Below are 19,179 nucleotides of genomic sequence, written 5' to 3'. Positions count from 1 at the left end.
TTTTACAGTGATTGAAGATAATCGGATGGGTCGGCGGATATGATGCCGTCTGAAAGGGTCGGGGCGATTGTACCATTTCAGACGGCATTTTGTTTATGCCGTCCGGACGGCGGCATCTTTGTTTGAGATATTGCGTAACATCGTGTAGTAGCCGTTTTGGGACATCAGTTGTTCGTGTGTGCCTTGTTCGATGATTTTGCCGTCGTCCATTACGATGATGCGGTCGGCCCCTTCGATGGTGGTCAGGCGGTGGGCGACGATGATGCCGGTGCGGTTTTCCATCAGGCGTTCGAGCGCCTGTTGGACGAGGCGTTCGGATTCGTTGTCCAATGCGCTGGTGGCTTCGTCCAATAATAATATCGGCGCGTCTTTCAAAATGGCGCGGGCAATGGCAACGCGTTGCCGCTGTCCGCCGGATAAGTTGCTGCCGTTCGATCCGATGGGCTGGTGCAGTCCGAGCGGTGATGCGTCGATCAGGCTTTGCAGGTTAGCGGCTTGGAGGGCGGATAGGACTTCGGCTTCGCCCGCGTCGGGACGGCTATATCGGACGTTTTCAAACAGGGTGTCGTCAAACAGGAATACGTCTTGGGAGACGAGGGCAAATTGGGCGCGCAGGCAGTCGAGTTTGATGTCGGCGATGTCGATACCGTCTATGCAGATGTTGCCGGCAGACGGTTCGACAAAGCGGGGCAGCAGGTTGACGACGGTGGATTTGCCGCTGCCGGAACGTCCGACCAGGGCGACGCGTTCGCCTTGTCTGATGTCGAGGTTGAAGCCGTCGAGGGCTTTGATGCCGTCCGAACGGTATTCGACATCGACGTTGCGGAAGCTGATGCGCCCTTCGACACGCTGCGGTGCGAGCGTGCCTTTGTCCTGTTCGGGCGGGGTGTCGAGAAATGCACATACGCCGTCGGCGGCGAGGAACATCGTCTGCATAGGGATGCTAATGTTGGCAAGGCTTTTGATGGGGGCGTACATTTGCAGCATCGCGACGATGAATGCCATAAATTCGCCGATGGTGGTGTAGCCGTTTTGGCTTTGCCACAGGGCGATGAAGATGACGACGGCGAGGGCGATCGAGGCGATTAGTTCGCTGAACGGGGAATGTGCCGCCGTTGCCTGCGTGATTTTTTTGCTGAGGCGGACGATGGTGCGGTTGATCGCGTCGAACCGGTTTGCCGCCTGCGCCTGCCCGTTGAACAGCTTGACGACGCGGTGTCCCTGATGGGTTTCGGCAATCACGTTGTTCATCGTGCCTATGCTTTTTTGCGAGTCGGAAATGACGTGTTTCAGACGGTCGCGGTAGTAGCGCGAGAGCAGGGAGAGCAGGGGGAACATCAGGACGACGATAAGGCTGAGCTGCCAGTTGAGGTAAAGCAGGACGATGGTCAGGCCGGTAACGATCATCGTGTCGCGCGTGAGGACGGTGAATATGTCGCTGGCGTTGCTGACCGACTGTTCGGTCAGGTTGAGCATATTCATCAGTACGGTGCCGGACGGCGTTTCCTGATGGTAGCGGGAGGAAAGGGTCAGCATTTTGGCAAACATATCTTTGCGGATTTTGCTGATGGTCATCACGGAGACCCAAGTCATCAGATAGGTGCTGGTAAAGCGGCAGATGCCACGGATGACGACGAGAATGATGAGGAAGAGCGGGACGGTCCAGATTTTGTTTTCCGTCCCCCAAACCATATAGGTAAACTGTTCGCGCCAGTTTTGCAGGGTGGAAAGGATGCCGGCGGCGGCAGACAGCTCGGGCGGCGCGGCGGGTGCGGAAAAGCCGTGGTTAATCAGGGGGGCGATGAAGGCGGCAAGGTAGCTTTCGGTGGCGGCAACGCCGAAAATGGCAATCAGGGCGGCAATGATGCGGATTTTGTAGGGGCGGACGTATGCCATCAGGCGCATAAAGCTGCGCGCGTCTTCTTTTTTAAACAGTCCGAAAGTCAGTTTTTCTATCATATCGGTAGGGCGGGAACTGCAACGGCAGCCGCTGTCGGTGGTTTGGTCGGGATGGATTATAGCGTAAATATGGGGCTGCCGCCGTTCGGACGTGAAAAGCAGCCTGAAGAGGGCAGGCTGCTTTTTACAGAACGAAGTCAGTGCGTTTCGATAAAGGCGGCAATCTGTCCGGCATCGGTCAGTGCGCTGCACGCGGCGGCTTTGTTGATGCGTTTTGCCAGACCTGCCAGAACTTTGCCCGGGCCGCATTCGGCGGATTCGGCAATGCCGTCTGAAACGAGGGCGTTGACGGTTTCCGTCCAGCGTACGGGGCTGTAAAGCTGGCGGACGAGCGCGTCTTTGATTTTGTCGGCATCATCGTAGGCGGCAACGTCGGCGTTGTGGATAACGCGGATTTGCGGCTGCTTGATTTCAACGGTTTTCAGGGCTTCGGCGAGTTTGTCGGCGGCGGGTTTCATGAGGCTGCAATGGGAAGGTACGGACACGGGCAGCGGCAGGGCGCGTTTGGCACCGGCTTCTTTGGCGGCGGTCATGGCGCGTCCGACGGCGGCGGCATTGCCTGCAATTACGACTTGTCCGGGCGAGTTGAAGTTGACGGCTTCGACCACTTCGCCTTGGGCGGCTTCGGCGCAAATTTGTTTTACCTGCTCATCTTCCAAGCCGAGAATCGCCGCCATTGCGCCCACGCCTTGCGGTACGGCGGACTGCATCAGTTCGGCGCGCAGGCGCACGAGTTTGACCGCGTCGGCAAAATCCAATGCGTCGGCGGCGACAAGCGCGGTATATTCGCCGAGGCTGTGTCCGGCAACGGCGGCAGGCGTTTTGCCGCCCGCTTCCAAATAGGCGCGGTAAACGGCAACGCCGGCGGCGAGCATGATGGGTTGGGTATTGACGGTTTGACCGATGATTTCGGCATCGCTGCCGTTAATCATCGCCCACAAGTCCTGCCCTAATATGGCGGAGGCTTCGTCAAATGTGTTTTTGACGATGGCGTGTTCGGCAAAGCCGTTCATCATACCGAGGCTTTGGGAACCTTGTCCGGGAAAAAAGAAGGCAAAAGACATAGTATTCCTTTGTTTGGTTGGATAATCAGGTATTCTGCCCGAGTTTTACGAAAAATTCAGGCGGGACAAAATAATATAGTGGATTAACAAAAATCAGGACAAGGCGACGAAGCCGCAGACAGTACAAATAGTACGGAACCGATTCACTTGGTGCTTCAGCACCTTAGAGAATCGTTCTCTTTGAGCTAAGGCGAGGCAACGCCGTACTGGTTTAAATTTAATCCACTATAAATCAGGATGAGGGTCGCCAGGACATTGCCCGAAACAGTCAGACGGAACAGCACAACAAAACGCTTTTTCGCCGTTTTATGCCTGAATATCCTGCTGCCCAAGTATGCGCCCGCCCAACCGCCGAACAAGGCAGGCAGCAGCAGGCGGTGTTCGGGAATGCGGCGTTTTCCCCGCACGGCACGCCGTTTGTCGATGCCGTAAAGTGCAAACGCATAGAGGGACAATATTGCGTAACACGCGCCCAATACGGGGAGGCGCAGCGAAACGGCAGACAGAAATGCCGCACACGCCATCAGTTTGAAGAAAGCCTGCCGCTTCATGATATGGGAAATGCCGTCTGAAAACCTGTTTCAGACGGCATGGTATTCAATATTGCAGCAATACCGCGCCCCACGCGAAACCGCCGCCGATGCCTTCGAGCAGCAGGTTTTGACCGCGTTTGATTTGTCCGCTGCGGATGCCCGTATCCAAAGCCAGCGGAATCGATGCGGCGGACGTGTTGCCGTGGTCTTGGACGGTCAGGACGACTTTGTCCATACTCAAACCTAAATGTTTCGCGGTCGATTCGATAATGCGGCGGTTTGCCTGATGCGGCACGATCCAGTCGATTTGAGCGGCGGTATAACCGGCTTCTTCGATAACGTCATCGGCGATTTTGGACAGCATTTTGACGGCAAACTTGAACACGCCGGGACCGTCCATCGAAATGTACGGCGAACCGGAAACTTTGCCGCAGGCGATTTGCCCGGGGACGTTTAAGAGTTTCAGATAATTGCCGTCGGCTTTGAGTTTGCTGTGGATGATGCCCGGTTTGTCCGCCGCGCTCAAAACCACCGCGCCCGCGCCGTCGCCGAACAATACGCAGGTTGTGCGGTCGTTCCAATCGACGATGCGGCTGAAGGTTTCCGCGCCGATGACCAGCGCGTTTTTCGCCATGCCACTTTTAATGTAGGCGTTTGCCGTGGTCAGCGCGTACATAAAGCCCGCACACACCGCCTGTACGTCAAACGCGGGGCAGCCGTTGGTGATGCCCAATTTTTGTTGGACGATGGTGGCGGTAGAAGGAAACTGCATATCCGGCGTTGCCGTCGCCACAATAATTAAATCGATTTCGCCGCTGTCTAATCCGGCTGCATCCAGTGCGCGGCGGGCTGCTTCGGCGGCAAGATCGCTGGTTTTCTCATTTTCGGCTGCAATATGGCGGAACTTGATGCCCGTACGCGCGGTAATCCACTCGTCAGAGGTATCTACCTTTTGGGCAAGGTCGTCATTGCTGACGCGGTTGGCGGGAAGATAGCTGCCCGTGCCGGAAATTTTTGCATACTGCATGGGAACGGCCTTTTTAGAGAGTTGGTTCAGATTCGGCTATTGTAAGCGAAAAACCGATGATTGCCCAATACGGACAGGGTGCAAATGACGGAAACAGGGATGGGGGTGTGGTTTGGGATACAGATGGTTTTCAGATGCAGATTGCCGTGGACAGGCAGGGCGGGGTTGCCGATACGCTGTTTTAAGCGAAGGAAATGCCGTCTGAAAACCAAACATGCTTCAGACGGCATTTTGATTGCCGGGTTGCCGTCAGGCTATTGGCGCGGGTGTTTGTTTTCGTCTGATATAGTGGATTAACAAAAACCAGTACGGCAAGGCGAGGCAACGCCGTACTGGTTTTTGTTAATCCACTATAATATCCTTTTTTAAAATAGACAGTTAATTCGGTATGGCCAAATTCCGGCTCGGGGATGATTCTGAAAACAAGGACGCCGGCTTTTTCTCAAAATTTGATACGGAAAAAAAGTGATTGATTTCCCTAATGTCAGGATTTTCCAAAACGGGGATTTGGATTCGCTCTCCGTTGTCTGCCATAAAAAATCCGCCAAAAACGACCGTCGATGTTTTCATGTTTATCAACCCATTGGCTTTATTGGTTAATCGGACGTGCTTTCTATCTCAAATTCCTTGTTGATAAAAGAAATTTCCCGGGATTCTTGTTCCGTCAGCCGGACATCGAAATCTTCGATATAAGTACACAGGATTTCAAAAGCCAAAAAACGTTCCGAATAATGAATATAATCCAATGCGGATTCAATCAGACGGGCATCAAGCCTGCCTTCAAGGGATTTTTCGAACTTCATAATCCGTTTGTCTAGAGCTTTCATCCGTTTTTCTAATGTCTTCATTTTTCAAATACTCCTTATTTTACAGGGAAGTATTTGGGAAGTGCCGGACAGGCGCATCGCCGTCCGCGCCCGCAGGTTTGGTGCGGGCGGATGCCGTCTGAAAGGGGCGGGGGCGTTCAGACGGCATCGTGTGTGTTACAGACCGTCGGCATTTTCGTTTTGGACGGCTTTGGCAGTTTCGAGTGCGGCGAGTTGTTCGGCAACGCCTTGTTCGATTTTGGAAAGGCCGGCGGACTTGGCTTCGTGGTAGGCTTCTTCGAGTGCGTAGCGGAAACCGGTTTCGTCTGTGCCGCCGTGGCTTTTGATGACGATGCCGCGCAGCCCGAGCAGGATGGCCCCGTTGAATTTGCGCGGATCGAGTTTGTTTTTCAGCCCTTTGAGGGCGGGTAGGGCGGCAACGGCGGCAAGTTTGTTGAACAGGTTGCTTTGGAATTCGCGGCGGATGGCTCCGCTCATGAATTTGACCGCGCCTTCGATGGTTTTGAGCATGACGTTGCCGACAAAGCCGTCGGCGACGACGACATCTGCTTCGCCGTACAGGATGCCGTTGCTTTCGATGTTGCCGATAAAGTTGAGTTTGCTGTTTTGCAGCAGTTTGTAGGTTTGTTTGACGGTGTCCGTACCTTTGATGTCTTCCGTGCCGACGTTGACCAGCCCGACACGCGGCTGTCCTTTTTGAGGATGGAGTGCGTGGACGAGTTCGCTGCCGATAACGGCAAATTGGGCGAGCTGTTCGGGCGTGCAGTCGACGTTTGCGCCGAGGTCGAGGGCGAGGGTAACGTGGTCGGTGTCGGAAGGAAGGAATTTGGCGATGGCGGGGCGTTCGATGCCGGGAATGGTTTTGAGGACGAAACGTGCGGTTGCCATGAGCGCGCCCGTGTTGCCTGCGGATACGGCGGCTTGGGCTTTGCCTTCTTTAACTTGGTTGATGGCAACGCGCATGGAGGAGTCTTTTTTGTTTTTCAGGGCGGATTGCGGCGCTTCGTCCATGCCGACGATTTGTGCGGTGTGGCAGATGTCGATGCGTTCCATCGGTGCGCCTGCCGCGGTCAGGGCTTGGCGCAGTTGCGTTTCGTCGCCGGTCATAATCAGGCGGACATCGGGGTGTGCTTGGAGGAATGCGGTTGCGCCGGGTACGGTAACGGCAAGTCCTTGGTCGCCGCCCATGGCATCTACGGCAAGTGTAATCATAGGGTTCTCCGGTAGGTTTTCGGTCTGCGGCAGGGGTCGTGCGGGCTTCAGACGGCATCGGTTCGGAAAATATGCCGTCTGAAAGGGTCAGCCTCGGCCGGCCTCGGCAAGGCGGTTGTGTTCGTCGATGTCGAGTGCGTCCCATGGATAGTTGATCCACCAGTCTTCTACGGTGATGCCGCTGAAATAGGGAATGCCTTCGGGGATTTTACCTGCTTTGGCTTTGATTTTTTCGTGCAGTACGGCGACGCCGATGGTGCCGAAGTCTTCTTTAAGCAGCTCTGTCAGGCAAAATTCCATGGTTACGCGGCTGTCGTCCACTTCATCGACAACAAGGACGTTTTTGCCTCGCAGGGCTTCGGGAACGGGGTCGAGCCATTGGACTTTTTTGACTTCTTCTGTAACCTGTCCTTCGTTGTCGCTGTCGTAATAGGCGGTGGTTACGGCATAAATCGGAATTTCCAGAAAACAGCGCAGCATACGTGCCGGAATAAAGCCGCCGCCGCCGATGGCAATCATGGCATCGTATTTGATGTCGGCGTTCCGGATTTTTTCTGCCAATGCTTTGATGACGCGGTGGATGTCATCGTAGGTGTACCAGATTTTCTGTTTCATCGGAATTTCCTTGGTGGTTGGGGCTTTTGGAATATAGTGGATTAACAAAAACCAGTACGGCGTTGCCTCGCCTTAGCTCAAAGAGAACGATTCTCTAAGGTGCTGAAGCACCAAGTGAATCGGTTCCGTACTATTTGTACTGTCTGCGGCTTCGTCGCCTTGTCCTGATTTTTGTTAATCCACTATATTTTCACGGGGTATTATACGGAACGCTTTGCCCCTGTGTGTTGACGTATGGCGAAAGTTTGGACGGATGGTGCGTCCAATGCAAAAAAAGCCAGTAATTGCATGGCAATGTTCTGGCTTTTTCAGTCAGTCGAATAGGGATTATTCGCCTTTGACTTTGACCACTTTGCGGCCGCGGTACATACCGTTGGGGGAGATGTGGTGCGGGCGGTGTACTTCGCCGGTTGTGCTGTCGACAGACAGTGCAGGCGCGGTCAGCGCGTCGTGCGAACGGTGCATACCGCGTTTGGAAGGGGATTTTTTGTTTTGTTGAACGGCCATTTCAAGCTCCTAGATAAATAAACTGTGTCCTAATCAATTGCTTTTCAAACCTGCCAAAACAGCAAAGGGGTTGGGTTTGTCCCGATTGACTTCTTCCAGTGTCCCATTGTCGCCGCAGTCTTCGTGTCGCGGCGAAAAGGGCAGGGACATCAGGATTTGGTCTTCTACCAATGTGCGCACGTCGAGTTCTTTTTCAATCAGTATGCCTTCGAGTTCTTCGTCGGCAAGCATGGATTCGTCCAAGGACTCTTCGTTGGAAAACAGGACGATACGGCTGCTTTCATCAAGCATGAACGGCATGGGTTTGATACATCTCTGGCAAATCAGGGGCATATCGGCTTTGACGTTCAGGTCGAGGAACAGGCGTTGCAGCCGGTCGCGACCGCCGGTCAGTGTAAACGATATTTTGGTCTGCCTGTCGGCGGGATAATCGTGCGAACTGACGCGTTCATCCAATTCTTCCAGCAGAAAACTGCCTTGCAGGTTCTGCCCTTCGGCGGCAAAAATTTCCGGGTCAATCAAATTAGGGTCTGACATAAACGGGATATGATATAATTTAGATGTTCTAACGTCAATATTTTTAAGAAAAATGTTGCGGTACGCCGAAGGCGGGTATCCGTGTTTCGGCGCATGGCTGGATTTTACTGCCCCTTCGGGCGTGTTTTCAACGGTAAGGAGGATGGGATGGGTTTGGAACTGCCTTTGATTTTGGGTACGAGTTCGGTTTTCCGCCGCGAACAGATGGAAAGGCTCGGCATTGCCTTTCAGGCGGCGTCCCCCGATTTTGACGAAACGCCGATGTTGGGGGAATCCGCCCCTCAGACGGCATTGCGCCTTGCCGAGGGTAAGGCGAGGTCGTTGGCCGGACGTTTCCCCGAGGCGTTGATTGTCGGTGCGGACCAGGTGGCGTGGTGCGACGGCAGGCAGTGGGGCAAGCCGATGAACCTTGCCAACGCGCAAAAGATGCTGATGCATTTGAGCGGCAGGGAGATTGAGTTTTACAGCGCGGTCGTTCTGCTAAATACGGTTACGGGCAGGATGCAGCGGCATATCGATAAGACGGTGGTCGTGATGAGGAAGTTGGACGAGCTGCACATCCTCCGCTATTTGGAGCGCGAGCCTGATGCGGTTTATTGCTCGTGTGCGTTGAAGAGCGAGGCTTTGGGTGCATTGTTGATCGAACGGATTGAGAGTACCGATCCGAATGCTTTAATCGGTTTGCCGGTTTTCCGTCTGGTCGATTTTTTGAAAAATGAGGGCGTGGATGTTTTGTAACTGCCCGTTTATGCCGTCTGAAGGGTTCAGACGGCATTTTTAACCGATGAGTGAGGGAATGATGTCTCCTGTTTTGTATTTGATTCCTACGCCTTTGGGTACGCCCGATACGCCGTGCCTGTTGCCGCATGAACAACAGGCGATTGTCGGGCTGACGGATTTTGTCGTGGAAGCGGAAAAAACGGCGCGCGCGCATTTGAAACATTTGGGCGTGACAATGCCTATCCGCGAACTGAATTTGCAAACGCTGAACGAACACACGGATTTGAAGACTTTGCTGGAATTGCTGAAACCTTTGCAAGAAGGGCGCAGTATGGGCATTGTCAGCGAGGCGGGTTGCCCGGCTGTTGCCGATCCGGGTGCGAATCTGGTGGCTTTGGCGCATAAACACGGTTTTGAAGTGCGTCCGCTGGTCGGGCCTTCCAGCCTGCTGCTGGCTTTGATGGCTTCGGGTGCGAACGGGCAGAGTTTTGCGTTTAAGGGTTATCTGCCGTCTGAAAAAAACGAGCGGATTCAGAGTTTGAAGGCTTTGGAGCAACGTTCGCGCCAGCAGAATGAAACGCAGCTGTTTATCGAAACGCCGTATCGCAACGATGTGTTGTTGGCGGATGCGGTGGAAAACCTGCATTCTGAAACGCGTTTGTGTACGGCTACGGATTTGACGTTGCCGACTCAGGAAATCATCAGCCAGACGGTTGTGCAGTGGCGAAAAAGAAAAGAAATGCCCAATCTGAAAAAACGCCCGACGATTTTTGTGATGTATGCAGGTTGAAGATTTCCGCCCCGATAGGGGGTGAACAATAAAAATGCCGTCTGAACAGGTTTCAGACGGCATTTTTCATGCTGCGGCATTTAGGAAACGACTTCGCCTTGGGCGCGTTGTTTTTCGATGCTGCGGTTGATGTGCCATTGCTGGGCGATGGTCAGGAGGTTGTTGACCACCCAGTACAATACCAGACCGGCAGGGAAGAAGAAGAACATGACGGAGAAAACCAAAGGCATGATTTTCATCATTTTCGCCTGCATCGGGTCGGTCGGCGGCGGGTTCAGATAGGTTTGGGCGAACATCGTTGCCGCCATAATGATGGGCAGGATGTAGTAGGGGTCGGCGCGGCTGAGGTCGGTAATCCAACCCAGCCAAGGTGCCTGGCGCAATTCTACGGAGGCGAACAATGCCCAATACAATCCGATGAAGACGGGGATTTGCAACAGCATAGGCAGGCAGCCGCCCAGCGGGTTGATTTTCTCGTCTGTGTAAAGCTGCATCATGGCTTGTTGCTGCGCCATACGGTCGTCGCCGTATTTCTCTTTGATGGCTTGCAGTTTGGGCGCGGCGGCACGCATTTTCGCCATCGAACGGTAAGAGGCGTTGGTCAATGGATACAGTACGGCTTTGACGATGATGGTTAAAACGATAATCGCCCAGCCCCAGTTGCCGATGATGTTGTGCAGTTGGTTCAAAAGCCAAAAGAGGGGGGAGGCGAACCAGTGTACTTTGCCGTAGTCTTTGGCCAGTTGCAGGTTGTCGGCGATGTTTGCGATAACGGATGTGGTCTGTGGGCCGGCGTAGAGGTTGATGGAGGCTTCGGATTTCGCACCGTTTTGGATAGCGGCTAAAGGCACGCTGACGCTGGTGCTGTACAGCTTGTCGTTGCGGCGTTTGATGTCGATACGGCAGTCGCCAGCGGCGCAAACGCTTTGTCCGCCTTTGGGTTGGAGGATCCAGGTGGACATGAAGTGGTGTTCAATCATGCCGAGCCAGCCGGTCGGGGTTTTGCGGATGTATTCGGCCTCGGATTTGCCGGATTTGGCATCGTCGTCCAAGTCGGAGAAGCTGACTTTTTGGAAGTTGCCTTCAGGGGTATAAACAACAGGGCCGACGTAAGAGTGGGTAAAGTAGCCTTGACCCTCGGGTTCGCTGTGGTCGCGGACGATGCGGTAGTCCGCGCTCAGGTTGGCGGTTTGACCGCTGCCGTTGGCGATGTCGAAGCGGACGTTGACCAGATAGCTGCCTTTGGTGAAAGTATAAACTTTGTCGATTTTCAGACCGCGTGTTTCAGGTGCGCTCAGGCGGACTTCAACTTTGTCGCCTTCCAAGCTGTACTGTTTTTTCGGTGCGCTAAAGCCGATGCCTTTTAGAATGTTGTTGCCCTGCGCGTCCAAAAGTTCGGATTGGGCGACGTAGGTGTATTCTTTGCCGTCGCCAAACAGGATGAACGGTTTATTTTCGTCGCCGGTTGCTTTGTATTTGAGCAGGGTCAGCCGGCGCAGGTCGCCGCTTTTTTCATCAATGACGGCTTGAACCGTGTCGGTCGTTACGGTAATCGGCGTTGCGGGCGCGAGCGCGGCTTCGGCGGAAGCGGTTACGGCCTGTTGTTGTGCCGTCTGTTGGGGCGCGGGGACGGGCTTCGGAGTGGGGAACATCTTTTCCCATCCGATCATAATCACCAGTGCGATGGCGAAAAACGCCGTGAGTCTTTTAAAATCCATAAGAGTTTCCTGAATGGTCGGAAATGCCGCAGGTTGCGTGTTCCGATAGACGGGGAATAAGGGCGGGCTTCATACCCGACGGTCGTGCCGCCAGCCCGAAAGTTCAGACGGCATTATATAGAAACCGATGGGAAATAAAAGGAAAGCGTGCAATTTGAATATTGCGTCGGGTCAGGGAACGGGGTCGTGTCCGTGTCCGCCGAAAGGGTGGCAGCGTGCAATGCGCTTGATGGCGAGCCGGCCGCCTTTGAATGCGCCGTATTTTTTGACCGCTTCGACCGCGTATTGCGAACAGGTCGGCGTATAACGGCAGCGCGGCGGAATCAGCGGGCTGATGCAATATTGGTAGAACCGTATCAGTCCCAGCAGGAGTTTGGACAATAGGAAGTTCATCGGGATGTTCCTTAGTATGGGAAACCCGTTGCCGTCTGAACCTTGCCTGCAGAGTACCGTTCTGATCATGCCTGTTTCCTGCATCCGGTTGCGGGGTTGCCGAACATGAGTTGTGCCAGTTCCGCCCTTGCCTGTTTTGCGGTAGCCCTGTCGAATTTACGGCGGACGCGCACGACGAAATCCTGCGGCGGCAGCCGGTTTTTGTTCAATCTGAACCAGTCGCGGATGACGCGCTTCATATAATTTCGTTCGTTGGCGCGTTTGGCGGTTTTTTTGCCGACCACCAGACCGATGCGGGGATGATCCAGCCCGTTGCCGTTTGAACGCGAAACTTGCAGCAGGTCGCGGCTGCGGCGGTTTCTGAATGCAAAAACGGATGAAAAATCATCCGTTTTCAACAAGCGGTACTGCCTTCCGAAGCGGTAGTCCAAAATTACACCGCCAGGCGTTTGCGGCCTTTGGCGCGCCGTGCGGCCAATACTGCGCGTCCGCCGCGCGTTTTGGAGCGCACGAGGAAGCCGTGGGTGCGTTTGCGTTTGGTAACGGAAGGTTGATAAGTGCGTTTCATGATGTTTCCTAAAAATCGGTAGATAGATAAACCGTGAATTACACTCCAATTTGCCGCTTTTGTCAATCAATATAGAAACTTTGCAGGAGGATTGCCCGATTGCCTGCGGATTTCTGCCGCCTTTCTGTGGATAAATTTTTGCACGGGTTGTGGATAAAATATTCGTGAGTCGGTATAATCGGGCAGTCGCGTTTTGAACCGACGCGCGTTCAACAGATTTGTTTTCTTTTTGAAAATATTATATTTTCTTTGTTTTCGATTTCATTTTTACCGATTCGAGCCTATCCATGACATTAGCAGAGTTTTGGCCGCTGTGCCTCCGCCGTCTTCACGATATGTTGCCTCACGGGCAGTTTGCGCAATGGATTGCGCCCCTTACCGTCGGTGAGGAGGGGGGCGTATGGGTGGTGTACGGCAAGAACCAGTTTGCCTGCAATATGCTCAAGAGCCAGTTTGCCGGAAAAATAGAAGCGGTGAGGGAAGAGTTGGCTGCCGGCCGTTCCGCCTTCGTATTCAAACCGGGAGAAGGCGTGTGTTATGAGATGGCGGCGGTTGAAGGTGCTGTCGAACCTGCCGAGCCGTCCTTGCACGCGGGGTCGGAGGAGATGCCTGTGCAGGAGGTTCTGTTGGACGAGCTGCCGTCTGAAGAGCCTGTCAAACCCGCTGCGTCGAAAACGGCGGCGGATATTTTGGCAGAACGTATGAGAAACCTGCCGCACGAGCCGCGTCAGGCTGCCGGGTCTGCTTCCCGGCCGGAATCGGCGGCAGTTGCCAAAGCACGGACGGACGCGCAGCGCGATGCGGAAGAGGCGCGTTACGAGCAGACCAATCTGTCGCCGGACTATACGTTCGACACATTGGTCGAAGGCAAGGGAAACCGCCTTGCGGCGGCTGCGGCGCAGGCGATTGCGGAAAGCCCGGGACAGAGTTACAACCCGTTCTTCCTCTATGGCAGTACGGGTTTGGGTAAAACCCACCTTGTGCAGGCGGTCGGCAACGAACTGTTGAAAAACCGTCCCGATGCCAAAGTGCGCTATATGCATTCGGACGACTACATCCGCAGCTTTATGAAGGCGGTTCGCAACAATACCTATGACGTATTCAAGCAGCAATACAAGCAATACGACCTGCTGATTATCGACGATATTCAGTTTATTAAAGGAAAAGACCGTACGATGGAAGAGTTTTTCTATCTGTACAACCATTTCCACAACGAGAAAAAACAGCTCATCCTCACTTGCGATGTGTTGCCTGCGAAAATCGAAGGCATGGACGACCGCCTCAAATCCCGTTTTTCATGGGGACTGACTTTGGAACTCGAGCCGCCCGAATTGGAAATGCGCATCGCCATTTTGCAGAAAAAGGCGGAAGCGGCGGGCATCAGTATCGAAGACGAAGCCGCGCTGTTCATTGCCAATCTGATCCGTTCCAACGTGCGCGAGCTTGAAGGCGCGTTTAATCGTGTCGGAGCGAGCAGCCGCTTTATGAACCGTCCCGTCATCGACATCGATTTGGCGCGTACCGCTTTGCAGGACATTATTGCCGAGAAGCACAAAGTCATCACCGCCGATATCATCATCGATGCGGTGGCGAAATATTACCGCATCAAAATCAGCGACGTACTCGGCAAAAAACGCACGCGCAACATTGCCCGTCCGCGTCAGGTTGCCATGAGCCTGACCAAAGAACTGACCACTTTGAGCCTGCCGTCTATCGGCGATTCGTTTGGCGGACGCGACCATACGACCGTTATGCACGGCATCAGGGCAGTGGCGAAACTGCGCGAGGAAGACCCCGAGTTGGCGCAGGATTACGAGAAACTGCTGATTCTGATTCAAAACTGACCGAACGCGCCTTTCAGACGGCATGATATTGCCCATGCCGTCCGAAGGGTAAAAAATCCAACCGATTTAAGGAGCGAAAATGTTGATTTTACAAGCCGAACGCGACAGCCTGCTCAAGCCGCTGCAAGCCGTTACCGGCATCGTCGAACGCCGCCATACCCTGCCCATCCTGTCCAACGTCCTGATTGAGGGAAAAGGCGGTCAGACCAAACTCTTGGCAACCGATTTGGAAATCCAAATCGACACTGCGGGTCCCGAGGGCGGCGCGGACGACTTCCGCATCACCACCAATGCCAAGAAATTTCAGGACATTTTACGGGCACTGCCTGCCGGTGCGCTGGTGTCGCTGGATTGGGACGACAGCCGTCTGACGCTGAAGGCGGGCAAATCGCGTTTTGCCCTGCAGACCCTGCCTGCCGCCGATTTTCCGATGATGAATGTCGGCGAGGACATCAGCGCGACTTTCTCGCTGGAGCAGGAGCGTTTCAAAACCATGCTGTCGCAAGTGCAGTACAGCATGGCGGTGCAGGACATCCGCTATTATCTCAACGGTCTGCTGATGCAGGTTGAGGGCAGCCAGTTGCGCCTTGTGGCGACCGACGGACACCGCCTTGCCTATGCAGCCTGCGCGATTGATGCGGATTTGCCGCGCGCCGAAGTGATTTTGCCGCGCAAAACGGTGCTGGAACTGTTCAAACTGTTGAACAACCCCGACGATCCGATTCAAATCGAGCTGCTGGACAAACAGGTGCGTTTCCAATGCAACGGCACGACCATCGTCAGCAAGGTCATCGACGGCAAATTCCCCGATTTCAACCGCGTGATTCCTTTGGACAACGACAAGATTTTCGTTTTGTCCCGTGCCGAACTTTTGGGCGCGCTGGAACGTGTGTCCATTCTTGCCAACGAAAAATTCCGTGGCGCGCGCCTGTTCCTGCAATCCGGCCTGTTGAGCGTCGTGTGCAGCAACAACGAGCAGGAAGAAGCGCGCGAAGAAATCGAGATTGCCTATCAGGGCGGCGAACTCGAAGTCGGTTTCAATATCGGCTATCTGATGGACGTGTTGCGCAACATCCATTCCGACGATATGCAGCTTGCCTTCGGCGATGCCAACCGCTCGACGCTGTTTACCGTGCCGAACAATCCGAATTTCAAATATATCGTGATGCCGATGCGAATTTGACGGTTTTCCGGAGCACGATGCCCGTATTGGAGATATGCCCCGAACCGTGCAGACGGATTCGGGGTTTTGTTCGGCTGTCGGAAAGGTATAGTGGATTAACAAAAACCAGTACGGCGTTGCCTCGCCTTAGCTCAAAGAGAACGATTCTCTAAGGTGCTGAAGCACCAAGTGAATCGGTTTCGTACTATTTGTACTGTCTGCGGCTTCGTCGCCTTGTCCTGATTTTTGTTAATCCACTATATTTTCGCAAGACGCGTTTTGCCTGATTCCAAAAATTCTCAATGCCGTTAATGTGGTTCTGACGGTCTGCAAATTCCTTGGAATGGTTGATGCGGTAATGGATAAAACCGCTCACGTCCAACTTGTCGCCGCTGCTCAGACTATCGGTATAAACAATGCTGTCCGGCATGATTTTCTTCTTGATGACAGGGAGTAACGTTTCAGACTTGGCATTGTTTACGACAACGGTATAGACCCGTCCGTTGCGTTTCAGAATGCCGAAGACAACCACTTTTCCTGCCGCACCGCGACCACGTCTGCCTTTACGCCGTCCGCCGAAATCGCTTTCGTCCGGCTCGACAGGGCCCTCAAAAACCTCATCGGCAGCCAAGGCCAAATGATGGTTGATAACCGTGCGGATTTTACGGTAGAACAGTACTGCCGAATTGGGATGGATACCCAAAATATCGGCGGCAGAACGGGCGGTAACTTCGAGTACAAAAAAACGGATCAGTTCTTTCTGTACTTTTTTCTTTAATTTGCAGTGTGTTATCTTCATATTCCCAGGGTAACATATCTGCTAATCTAGTACAGCCCCTAAAATTTAATCCACTATAATGCCGTCTGGAATGCGGCGGCTTGGGGTTGGGAGCGTATAGGGGAAGTGCTTGTGCAGGAATGGCGAAGGTGTGTTTTTGACTCCGGTCCGCCCTGTTTAGATTGCTGTAAAACTATGCCGTCTGAAACGGAAAGGTTTCAGACGGCATGGTTTTTGATTGGGGCGGTGCGGGTCAGCCTCCGAGCAGTGTCCACAAATCGTTTTGCAGGTCGGCTTCGGATTCGCCCTCGGCGGGCGCGGCGCGGATATAGCCGCCGTCGGGCTGCATCAGCCACGCGTGCGTATTGTCTGCCAATGCCATTTCCAAACCTTCGCGGATGACGCGTTTTTTGAGTTCGGGCGCGGTAATCGGCGCGGCGGTTTCGATGCGGCGGAAGAAGTTGCGCCCCATCCAATCCGCGCTGGAGATAAAGGTATCGTCCGCGCCGTTGTTGTGGAAGCAATACACGCGCGCGTGTTCGAGCTGCCTGCCGATGATGGAGCGGACGCGGATGTTTTCGGACAAGCCTTTTACACCCGGGCGCAAGGTGCACATACCGCGCACAATCAAATCGATTTGTACGCCTGCCGCGCTTGCCCGATACAGGGCTTCGATGACGGTCGGTTCGATGAGCGAATTCATCTTGGCGGTAATCCGCGCCGGTTTGCCGGCTTTTGCGTGTTCGGTTTCGCGTGCGATGCGGTCGATAACCATTTTGTGCAGGGTAAACGGGCTTTGGTAGAGTTTGTTCAGCCGCCCGGGTTTGCCCAAGCCTGTGATTTCCATAAACAATGTGTTCACATCGGCGGTGATTTGTTCGTCGGCGGTAATGATGCCGAAGTCGGTGTAGATGCGCGATGTGCCTTGGTGGTAGTTACCCGTGCCGAGGTGGGCGTAACGCTTGAGTACGCCGTCTTCGCGGCGGATGACCAGTGCCATTTTGGCGTGGACTTTGTAGCCGAACACGCCGTACACGACGTGCGCGCCCGCCTCTTCGAGCTGCTTCGCCCAGTTGACGTTGTTGGCTTCGTCAAAACGCGCCATCAGTTCGACGACGACGGTTACTTGTTTGCCGGCGAGTGCCGCCTTCATCAGGGCGCGGACGAGTTCGGAACGCGTGCCGGTGCGGTAAATCGTCATTTTGACGGCAAGCACGTCGGGGTCGGCGGCAGCTTCGCGCATCATTTCGACAACGGGGTCGAACGATTGGTAGGGGTGGTGCAGCAGGATGGGCGATTGGCGCACCAAATCGAATATGGACGCGGTTTTGCCCAAGGCTTTCAGTCTGCCCGGCGTGTGTGTGGGAAATTTCAAATCGGGGCGGTTGACTAGGTCGGGGACGGCGTTGAGGCGCACGAGGTTGACCGGGCCTTTGACCTGATAGAGTTCGGCGGCGGTCAGTTTGAATTGCGCGAGCAGAAAGTCGCGGATGTAGGCGGGACAGGTGTCGGCGACTTCGAGCCGCACGCCGTCGCCGTATTCGCGGTCGTGCAGTTCGTTTTGGATGGCGGCGCGGAGGTTTTGCAGGTCTTCTTCGTCAACGGTCAAGTCGCTGTCGCGCGTCAGGCGGAACTGGTGGCAGCCTTTGACGTTCATGCCCGGGAAGAGTTTGCCGACGTGGGCGTGGAGGATGGACGACAGGAAGACGAAGCCGTGTCCGCCGCCACACAGTTCGGACGGCAGGGGAACGACGCGCGGCAGGATGCGCGGTGCCTGCACAATCGCCATCCCCGAAGGCCTGCCGAATGCGTCCGTGCCGTCGAGTTCGACGGCGAAGTTGAGCGATTTGTTCAGCGGTCGCGGGAAGGGGTGGGACGGGTCGAGTCCGATGGGGGTCAGGATCGGCAGCAGTTCGCGGTCGAAATAGTCTTCGATCCATTTTTTCTGCGCGCCCGTCCAGTTGCGGCGGCGGTAAAAATGGATGCTTTCCCGCGCCAACTCGGGCTGAAGGACGTTGTTGAACAGGTCGTACTGGTGCCGTATCAGGGAGCGCGCCGCTTCGGTAACGTCGGCGATGGTTTCAGACGGCATTTTGCCGTTGTCCAGCCTGCGCCGGGGGTGCAGCTTGTTTTCACGCTTGAGCCACGCCATGCGGACTTCGAAAAACTCGTCAAGATTGGACGACACGATGCACAGGAAGCGCAGGCGTTCCAAAAGGGGGACGTTTTTGTCTTCCGCCTGTGCCAACACGCGGCGGTTGAATGCCAGCAGGCTTAGTTCGCGGCAGAGGATGCGGTTTTGTTCGGGCATAAGGTTCTCCCAAAGATGGTTGTTGTTCGGTCGGAGCGGGCAGGCAATGCCGTCTGAAGGCTTGGCGGCATCTGCGCCGGTTTCAGACGGCATGACGTGGCGGACAGCCTGTTTCAGGCATCGGGGCAATGTGAAAACAGATACCGGCGCGTGCGGTATCCGTCTGTTTCAAATCACTTCCAACACAAAATAATGACGCAGTTTTTCGTACACCGCATCGCTGACGTTGATGCAGCCGTTGGTCATAATCCTGTCGGACACGGACGGGGAGGCGATGCGTTCGTTCCGCCTTTCCGACGGTATCTGATTCCAAACGCGGTGCAGGGCGAAAAGAAAATCACCCTCCTGCTTGAAACCGATGACTTCGCCGCCGTATCCAGGCTTGTCGGTACTGTTCAGCGTCAGCCCGAACGTCCCCTTGGGCGTGGCAACACCGATGAGGACGGGGTGGCACTGCCTGTCATCGGCAAAACAGAGTTCCGCTTTGGATGTGTTTACGATGACTTTTTTCTTTTGAATATAAGCGTTGACCGCATCCGGTTGCCCCTGTGCATATACGGGGGCAACCATTGACAGGCCGCATAATATCCCTAAAAACAGGCGGAACGGCATGT

20 protein-coding genes and 2 pseudogenes are annotated in these 19,179 nt (G+C 54.5%); 4 read left to right on the top strand and 18 right to left on the bottom strand.

Annotated elements, in window-relative coordinates; translation table 11 throughout:
- Positions 1–93 precede the first annotated feature (93 nt).
- From msbA to IUJ45_RS04920, 11 genes and pseudogenes are all read right to left on the bottom strand, one after another.
- The gene (msbA, locus tag IUJ45_RS04970; protein ID WP_002249470.1) at positions 94–1,959 is read right to left on the bottom strand and encodes a lipid A export permease/ATP-binding protein MsbA; all 1,866 of its coding nucleotides are present in this window, start codon (positions 1,957–1,959) and stop codon (positions 94–96) included.
- Positions 1,960–2,096: 137 nt separating this feature from the next.
- On the bottom strand, positions 2,097–3,023 hold the full coding sequence (gene fabD, locus IUJ45_RS04965; protein ID WP_002249469.1) for an ACP S-malonyltransferase: 927 nt from the start codon (positions 3,021–3,023) through the stop codon (positions 2,097–2,099).
- 185 nt (positions 3,024–3,208) lie between these two features.
- A complete protein-coding gene (locus IUJ45_RS04960; RefSeq protein ID WP_002233094.1) occupies positions 3,209–3,574 on the bottom strand; it encodes a DUF1294 domain-containing protein in 366 nt (121 codons plus the stop codon).
- 46 nt (positions 3,575–3,620) lie between these two features.
- Complete coding sequence (locus tag IUJ45_RS04955) at positions 3,621–4,583, bottom strand: beta-ketoacyl-ACP synthase III (protein ID WP_002218026.1); 963 nt, start codon at positions 4,581–4,583, stop codon at positions 3,621–3,623.
- A gap of 26 nt (positions 4,584–4,609) precedes the next feature.
- Complete coding sequence (locus IUJ45_RS04950; RefSeq protein WP_002236171.1) at positions 4,610–4,813, bottom strand: hypothetical protein; 204 nt, start codon at positions 4,811–4,813, stop codon at positions 4,610–4,612.
- Positions 4,765–5,153 (bottom strand): annotated as a pseudogene (locus IUJ45_RS11185) (DUF6911 family protein). The gene IUJ45_RS04950 and the pseudogene IUJ45_RS11185 overlap by 49 nt, the downstream one beginning before the upstream one ends.
- A 26-nt stretch (positions 5,154–5,179) precedes the next feature.
- Positions 5,180–5,431, bottom strand: coding sequence for a MafI family immunity protein (locus IUJ45_RS04940; protein ID WP_002249467.1), 252 nt, complete (start codon positions 5,429–5,431; stop codon positions 5,180–5,182).
- Positions 5,432–5,566: 135 nt separating this feature from the next.
- Positions 5,567–6,622 carry a phosphate acyltransferase PlsX gene (plsX, locus tag IUJ45_RS04935; protein ID WP_025460348.1) on the bottom strand — a complete coding sequence of 352 codons (1,056 nt, stop codon included), beginning with the start codon at positions 6,620–6,622 and terminating at the stop codon, positions 5,567–5,569.
- An 87-nt stretch (positions 6,623–6,709) separates the two neighbouring features.
- The gene (locus tag IUJ45_RS04930) at positions 6,710–7,237 is read right to left on the bottom strand and encodes a phosphoribosyltransferase (RefSeq protein ID WP_002219854.1); all 528 of its coding nucleotides are present in this window, start codon (positions 7,235–7,237) and stop codon (positions 6,710–6,712) included.
- Between the two features lie 327 nt (positions 7,238–7,564).
- A complete protein-coding gene (rpmF, locus tag IUJ45_RS04925) occupies positions 7,565–7,744 on the bottom strand; it encodes a 50S ribosomal protein L32 (protein WP_002246447.1) in 180 nt (59 codons plus the stop codon).
- Between the two features lie 33 nt (positions 7,745–7,777).
- Positions 7,778–8,281, bottom strand: coding sequence for a YceD family protein (locus IUJ45_RS04920; protein ID WP_002214738.1), 504 nt, complete (start codon positions 8,279–8,281; stop codon positions 7,778–7,780).
- A 147-nt stretch (positions 8,282–8,428) separates the two neighbouring features.
- On the opposite strand from IUJ45_RS04920, the gene IUJ45_RS04915 reads away from it, so the two are divergent.
- Together IUJ45_RS04915 and IUJ45_RS04910 are read left to right on the top strand one after the other, a co-directional pair.
- Positions 8,429–9,019 (top strand): Maf family protein, encoded by a 591-nt coding sequence (locus IUJ45_RS04915; protein ID WP_002246446.1) that lies wholly within the window; start codon positions 8,429–8,431, stop codon positions 9,017–9,019.
- A 46-nt stretch (positions 9,020–9,065) separates the two neighbouring features.
- On the top strand, positions 9,066–9,791 hold the full coding sequence (locus IUJ45_RS04910; RefSeq protein ID WP_002219852.1) for an SAM-dependent methyltransferase: 726 nt from the start codon (positions 9,066–9,068) through the stop codon (positions 9,789–9,791).
- 80 nt (positions 9,792–9,871) lie between these two features.
- Here the strand turns inward: IUJ45_RS04910 and yidC are convergent, their stop codons facing one another.
- The 4 genes from yidC to rpmH form a co-directional block, all read right to left on the bottom strand.
- Complete coding sequence (yidC, locus tag IUJ45_RS04905) at positions 9,872–11,509, bottom strand: membrane protein insertase YidC (protein ID WP_002219851.1); 1,638 nt, start codon at positions 11,507–11,509, stop codon at positions 9,872–9,874.
- A 171-nt stretch (positions 11,510–11,680) separates the two neighbouring features.
- Positions 11,681–11,902 carry a membrane protein insertion efficiency factor YidD gene (yidD, locus tag IUJ45_RS04900; protein ID WP_002214730.1) on the bottom strand — a complete coding sequence of 74 codons (222 nt, stop codon included), beginning with the start codon at positions 11,900–11,902 and terminating at the stop codon, positions 11,681–11,683.
- 65 nt (positions 11,903–11,967) lie between these two features.
- Positions 11,968–12,333 (bottom strand): ribonuclease P protein component, encoded by a 366-nt coding sequence (gene rnpA, locus IUJ45_RS04895; protein ID WP_002224103.1) that lies wholly within the window; start codon positions 12,331–12,333, stop codon positions 11,968–11,970.
- Between the two features lie 2 nt (positions 12,334–12,335).
- A complete protein-coding gene (gene rpmH / locus IUJ45_RS04890) occupies positions 12,336–12,470 on the bottom strand; it encodes a 50S ribosomal protein L34 (RefSeq protein ID WP_002214728.1) in 135 nt (44 codons plus the stop codon).
- Positions 12,471–12,757: 287 nt separating this feature from the next.
- On the opposite strand from rpmH, the gene dnaA reads away from it, so the two are divergent.
- Positions 12,758–14,314, top strand: coding sequence for a chromosomal replication initiator protein DnaA (gene dnaA, locus IUJ45_RS04885; protein WP_002246444.1), 1,557 nt, complete (start codon positions 12,758–12,760; stop codon positions 14,312–14,314).
- 79 nt (positions 14,315–14,393) lie between these two features.
- Complete coding sequence (gene dnaN, locus IUJ45_RS04880) at positions 14,394–15,497, top strand: DNA polymerase III subunit beta (RefSeq protein ID WP_002214704.1); 1,104 nt, start codon at positions 14,394–14,396, stop codon at positions 15,495–15,497.
- Positions 15,498–15,720: 223 nt separating this feature from the next.
- Here dnaN and IUJ45_RS04875 read toward each other — a convergent pair.
- The 3 genes and pseudogenes from IUJ45_RS04875 to IUJ45_RS04865 form a co-directional block, all read right to left on the bottom strand.
- Positions 15,721–16,275 (bottom strand): annotated as a pseudogene (locus IUJ45_RS04875) (IS1595 family transposase); the annotation flags it as partial.
- A gap of 232 nt (positions 16,276–16,507) precedes the next feature.
- Positions 16,508–18,565, bottom strand: a complete 2,058-nt coding sequence (gene ppk1, locus IUJ45_RS04870; protein WP_002237136.1) for a polyphosphate kinase 1 — start codon at positions 18,563–18,565, stop codon at positions 16,508–16,510.
- Between the two features lie 168 nt (positions 18,566–18,733).
- Positions 18,734–19,177, bottom strand: coding sequence for a hypothetical protein (locus IUJ45_RS04865; RefSeq protein ID WP_002214700.1), 444 nt, complete (start codon positions 19,175–19,177; stop codon positions 18,734–18,736).
- Positions 19,178–19,179 lie beyond the last annotated feature (2 nt).

Origin of the sequence: Neisseria meningitidis, assembly GCF_022869645.1 — a bacterium.
In the GTDB taxonomy this organism is placed as follows: domain Bacteria; phylum Pseudomonadota; class Gammaproteobacteria; order Burkholderiales; family Neisseriaceae; genus Neisseria; species Neisseria meningitidis.
This window is presented reverse-complemented; position numbering and strand designations above follow the sequence as displayed.

Coding starts and splice junctions, on each gene's coding strand:
- msbA (WP_002249470.1), bottom strand. CDS start 1,959: ATGATAGAAAAACTGACTTTCGGACTGTTTAAAAAAGAAGACGCGCGC.
- fabD (WP_002249469.1), bottom strand. CDS start 3,023: ATGTCTTTTGCCTTCTTTTTTCCCGGACAAGGTTCCCAAAGCCTCGGT.
- IUJ45_RS04960 (WP_002233094.1), bottom strand. CDS start 3,574: ATGAAGCGGCAGGCTTTCTTCAAACTGATGGCGTGTGCGGCATTTCTG.
- IUJ45_RS04955 (WP_002218026.1), bottom strand. CDS start 4,583: ATGCAGTATGCAAAAATTTCCGGCACGGGCAGCTATCTTCCCGCCAAC.
- IUJ45_RS04950 (WP_002236171.1), bottom strand. CDS start 4,813: ATGCCGTCTGAAGCATGTTTGGTTTTCAGACGGCATTTCCTTCGCTTA.
- IUJ45_RS04940 (WP_002249467.1), bottom strand. CDS start 5,431: ATGAAGACATTAGAAAAACGGATGAAAGCTCTAGACAAACGGATTATG.
- plsX (WP_025460348.1), bottom strand. CDS start 6,622: ATGATTACACTTGCCGTAGATGCCATGGGCGGCGACCAAGGACTTGCC.
- IUJ45_RS04930 (WP_002219854.1), bottom strand. CDS start 7,237: ATGAAACAGAAAATCTGGTACACCTACGATGACATCCACCGCGTCATC.
- rpmF (WP_002246447.1), bottom strand. CDS start 7,744: ATGGCCGTTCAACAAAACAAAAAATCCCCTTCCAAACGCGGTATGCAC.
- IUJ45_RS04920 (WP_002214738.1), bottom strand. CDS start 8,281: ATGTCAGACCCTAATTTGATTGACCCGGAAATTTTTGCCGCCGAAGGG.
- IUJ45_RS04915 (WP_002246446.1), top strand. CDS start 8,429: ATGGGTTTGGAACTGCCTTTGATTTTGGGTACGAGTTCGGTTTTCCGC.
- IUJ45_RS04910 (WP_002219852.1), top strand. CDS start 9,066: ATGAGTGAGGGAATGATGTCTCCTGTTTTGTATTTGATTCCTACGCCT.
- yidC (WP_002219851.1), bottom strand. CDS start 11,509: ATGGATTTTAAAAGACTCACGGCGTTTTTCGCCATCGCACTGGTGATT.
- yidD (WP_002214730.1), bottom strand. CDS start 11,902: ATGAACTTCCTATTGTCCAAACTCCTGCTGGGACTGATACGGTTCTAC.
- rpmH (WP_002214728.1), bottom strand. CDS start 12,470: ATGAAACGCACTTATCAACCTTCCGTTACCAAACGCAAACGCACCCAC.
- dnaA (WP_002246444.1), top strand. CDS start 12,758: ATGACATTAGCAGAGTTTTGGCCGCTGTGCCTCCGCCGTCTTCACGAT.
- dnaN (WP_002214704.1), top strand. CDS start 14,394: ATGTTGATTTTACAAGCCGAACGCGACAGCCTGCTCAAGCCGCTGCAA.
- ppk1 (WP_002237136.1), bottom strand. CDS start 18,565: ATGCCCGAACAAAACCGCATCCTCTGCCGCGAACTAAGCCTGCTGGCA.
- IUJ45_RS04865 (WP_002214700.1), bottom strand. CDS start 19,177: ATGCCGTTCCGCCTGTTTTTAGGGATATTATGCGGCCTGTCAATGGTT.